The sequence below is a fragment of the Streptomyces rishiriensis genome, from assembly GCF_003112535.1.
In the GTDB taxonomy this organism is placed as follows: Bacteria; Actinomycetota; Actinomycetes; order Streptomycetales; family Streptomycetaceae; genus Streptomyces; species Streptomyces rishiriensis.
Window position 1 is genome coordinate 1 of record NZ_BEWA01000059.1, and the last position, 3,367, is coordinate 3,367.

The following is a 3,367-nucleotide window of genomic DNA, read 5'->3' on the forward strand; positions in this document are numbered from 1 at the left end:
AGCATGTCCGGTCGCCGCTTGCCGCCACCGTCGCCGACGCCCTGAGCGAGGCGGGCGCGACCGCCGTCACCCTCCCGATGGCCGCCGACGAGCTGGACCGCGCACTCGTCGCCGCACGCCTCACGGCCGCCGTCGCCGCTACCGACACCGGAACCGACGGGGTGGCCGGGACCGAATCCGTGCGCGGCGTCGTGTCCCTGCTGGCCCTCGACGAGCGCCTCGCCCCGGGCCACCCGGGTGCGACCGTCGGCATGATGTCCTCGCTGGTCCTGGTCCAGGGCATGCTGGACGCCGGCATCGAGGCCAGGACGTGGTTCCTGACCAGCGAGGCTGTCAGTACCGGTGACGGGGACACGGTCAGCCGTCCGGTACAGGGCGCGCTCTGGGGATTCGGCCGGGTGGTCGCCCTGGAGCAGCCCCGGCGCTGGGGCGGCCTCGTCGACCTTCCCTCCGCACCCGACCCCGACGCCGCCCGCGCTCTGGTCGCCGTCCTCGCGGCAGGGGGCGACGAGGACCAGATCGCCCTGCGCGGATCGAGCGCCCACATCCGACGGCTCGTCCGCGCCCCCCTCGCGGGCCGCAGCGCAGCGCGTCCCTGGAGCACCAGCGGCGCCGCGCTGATCACCGGAGGCACCGGCGGCCTCGGCGCCCACACGGCCCGGCTGCTCGCCCGCAAGGGCGCCGAGCACCTGGTGCTGACCAGCCGCCACGGGGACCAGGCGCCGGGCGCGGAGGCGCTGCGGCAGGAACTGACCGAGTTGGGCTGCCGGGTGACCGTCGCCGCGTGCGACGTCGCCGACCGGGAGGCGCTGCGCCGTCTCGTCGAGCAGGTGGAGTCCGACGGCCCCGCGATCCGCACCGTCGTGCACACCGCGGGCGTCGGCATGCTCGCCCCTCTCGCGGACACCGACCTCGACTTCTTCGCCGAGGGAGCCCGCGCCAAGCTGCTCGGCGCCGTCAACCTCGACGAACTCTTCGACCACGACCGGCTGGACGCCTTCGTCCTGTACTCTTCCGTCGCCGGCACCTGGGGCAGCGGCGACCACGGCGCATACTCGGCCTCGAACGCCTACGTCGACGCTCTCGCCGACCACCGCAGAGCGCGCGGCCTGACCGGCATGTCCCTCGCCTGGGGCATCTGGAGCCCGGAGGGCGGTGGCATGGCCGTCAACGTCGTCCGGGAGCAACTGCGCTGGCGCGGCATCCCGTTCATGGACGCCGAACTCGCCGTCGCGGGCCTCGAGCAGGCGCTCGACCACGACGAGACCTTCCTCGCCGTCGCCGACATCGACTGGGAGCGTTTTGTTCCCGTCTTCACCGCCGCGCACCCCCGGCCGCTGCTGCACGAGGTCCCCGAGGTGGCGGCCGCGATGCGGGCCGACGAAGCCGTTCTCGACCGCGTCTCGGAACGCGGCGGAGGCCTGCGCGCGGAACTCGCGGGCCAGAGCTCCGCCGAACGCGACCGGACCCTGACCGACGTGGTCCGCACCCAGGTCGCCGCCGTCCTCGGCTACGCGGACGGCAACGACGTCGCCGCCACACGTGCGTTCCGGGAACTCGGATTCGACTCCCTCACCGCGGTCGAACTCCGCAACCGCCTCAACGAGGCGACCGGCCTCACGCTGCCCGCCACGATCGTCTTCGATCACCCCAACGTCCGCGACCTCGCGCGTCATCTGCGCGGACACCTCGTCGACGACGCCGCCGAGGCGCCGTCCGCCGCGCTCCCGGCCGTTCCGGCGGCCCGCCCGGCCCGTGAGGACGAACCGATCGCCATCGTCTCCATGGGCTGCCGCTTCCCCGGCGGAGCACACTCACCGGACGACTTCTGGCGACTCGTCCTCGACGAGACCGACGCCATCTCGTCCCTGCCCGTCGACCGCGGCTGGGACGTGGAGAACCTGTACGACCCCGATCCGGACCGAGCGGGCACCACCTACGCCCGCGACGGCGGATTCCTGCACGACGCGGCCGAGTTCGACGCGGCGTTCTTCGGGATCTCGCCGCGTGAGGCGATCGCGATGGACCCCCAGCAGCGACTGCTGCTGGAGACCGCGTGGGAGACCCTGGAGCGGGCCGGCATCGCCCCCGACAGCCTGCGCGGCAGCGACACCGGAGTCTTCGTCGGCGTGTCCCACCAGGGCTACGGAGCGAGCGGGAGCGTGCCGGAGGGGCTCGAAGGCCACCTCATCACCGGCACCGTCACCAGCATCGCCTCCGGTCGCATCTCCTACACACTCGGCCTCGAAGGGCCGGCCGTGACGATGGACACCGGATGCTCCTCCGCGCTCGTCGCCATGCACCAGGCCATGCGTTCCCTCCGTTCGGGCGAGTGCTCCCTCGCACTGGCCGGCGGCGCCGCCGTCATGGGCGAGCCGATCGGCCTGGTCGGCTTCAGCCGTCAGCGCGGCCTGGCCGTCGACGGCCGCTGCAAGGCGTTCGGCGCCGAAGCCGACGGCATGGGCATGGCCGAGGGTGTGGGTGTGCTGCTGCTGGAGCGGTTGTCGGACGCGCGGGCGCTGGGGCATGAGGTGCTGGCGGTGGTGCGGGGTTCGGCGATCAACCAGGACGGCGCGTCGAACGGTCTGACGGCGCCGAACGGTCTTGCGCAGCAGCGGGTGATCCGTGCGGCGCTGGCGGACGCGGGTCTGTCGGCGGCCGATGTGGACGTGGTGGAGGCGCACGGCACGGGAACGAAGCTCGGTGACCCGATCGAGGCGCAGGCGCTGCTGGCGACCTATGGCCAGGAGCGCGACGGCGACCGCCCGCTGTGGCTCGGGTCCGTGAAGTCCAACATCGGCCACACGCAGGCCGCTTCGGGCATGGCCGGCGTCATCAAGATGGTGCAGGCCATACGGCACGCCACCCTGCCGAAGTCCCTGCACACCGAGGAGATCTCCCCGATCGTCGACTGGTCGGCAGGACGGGTCGAGATCCTCGCGCACACCCGCCCGTGGGAACGCGACGACCGGCCTCGCAGGGCCGGCGTCTCCTCCTTCGGCGTCAGCGGCACCAACGCCCACATCATCCTCGAAGAGCCTGAGCCGCCGCTCGCCGTGGAGGAGCCGGCACCGCCCGTCGCCGACCCGTCCCACACGGTCGTGCCGTGGCTGCTGTCCGCCCGCTCGGACAAGGCGCTGCGCGCCCAGGCCGAGCAGCTGCTGACCCATCTGGAGAGCTCGAACGGCCATCCCGTCGACATCGCGCACTCCCTCCTGACCGGCCGTGCCGCGCTGGAGGAGCGCGCCGTCGTCGTCGGCGCCGACCGCGACAGCCTCGTGGCCTCGCTGCGCGGTCTGGCCGCCGGAACGTCCGGCACCGCCGTCGCGCGGGGCGCCGCCCGGCGTATCGGCGACACCGTCGACCC

General features: G+C 73.4%; 1 protein-coding gene. It reads left to right on the top strand.

The window, feature by feature from the left end; all coding sequences use genetic code 11:
* On the top strand, positions 1-3,367 hold a 3,367-nt coding region (locus Sri02f_RS40775), incomplete at both ends, for a type I polyketide synthase (RefSeq protein WP_159106903.1).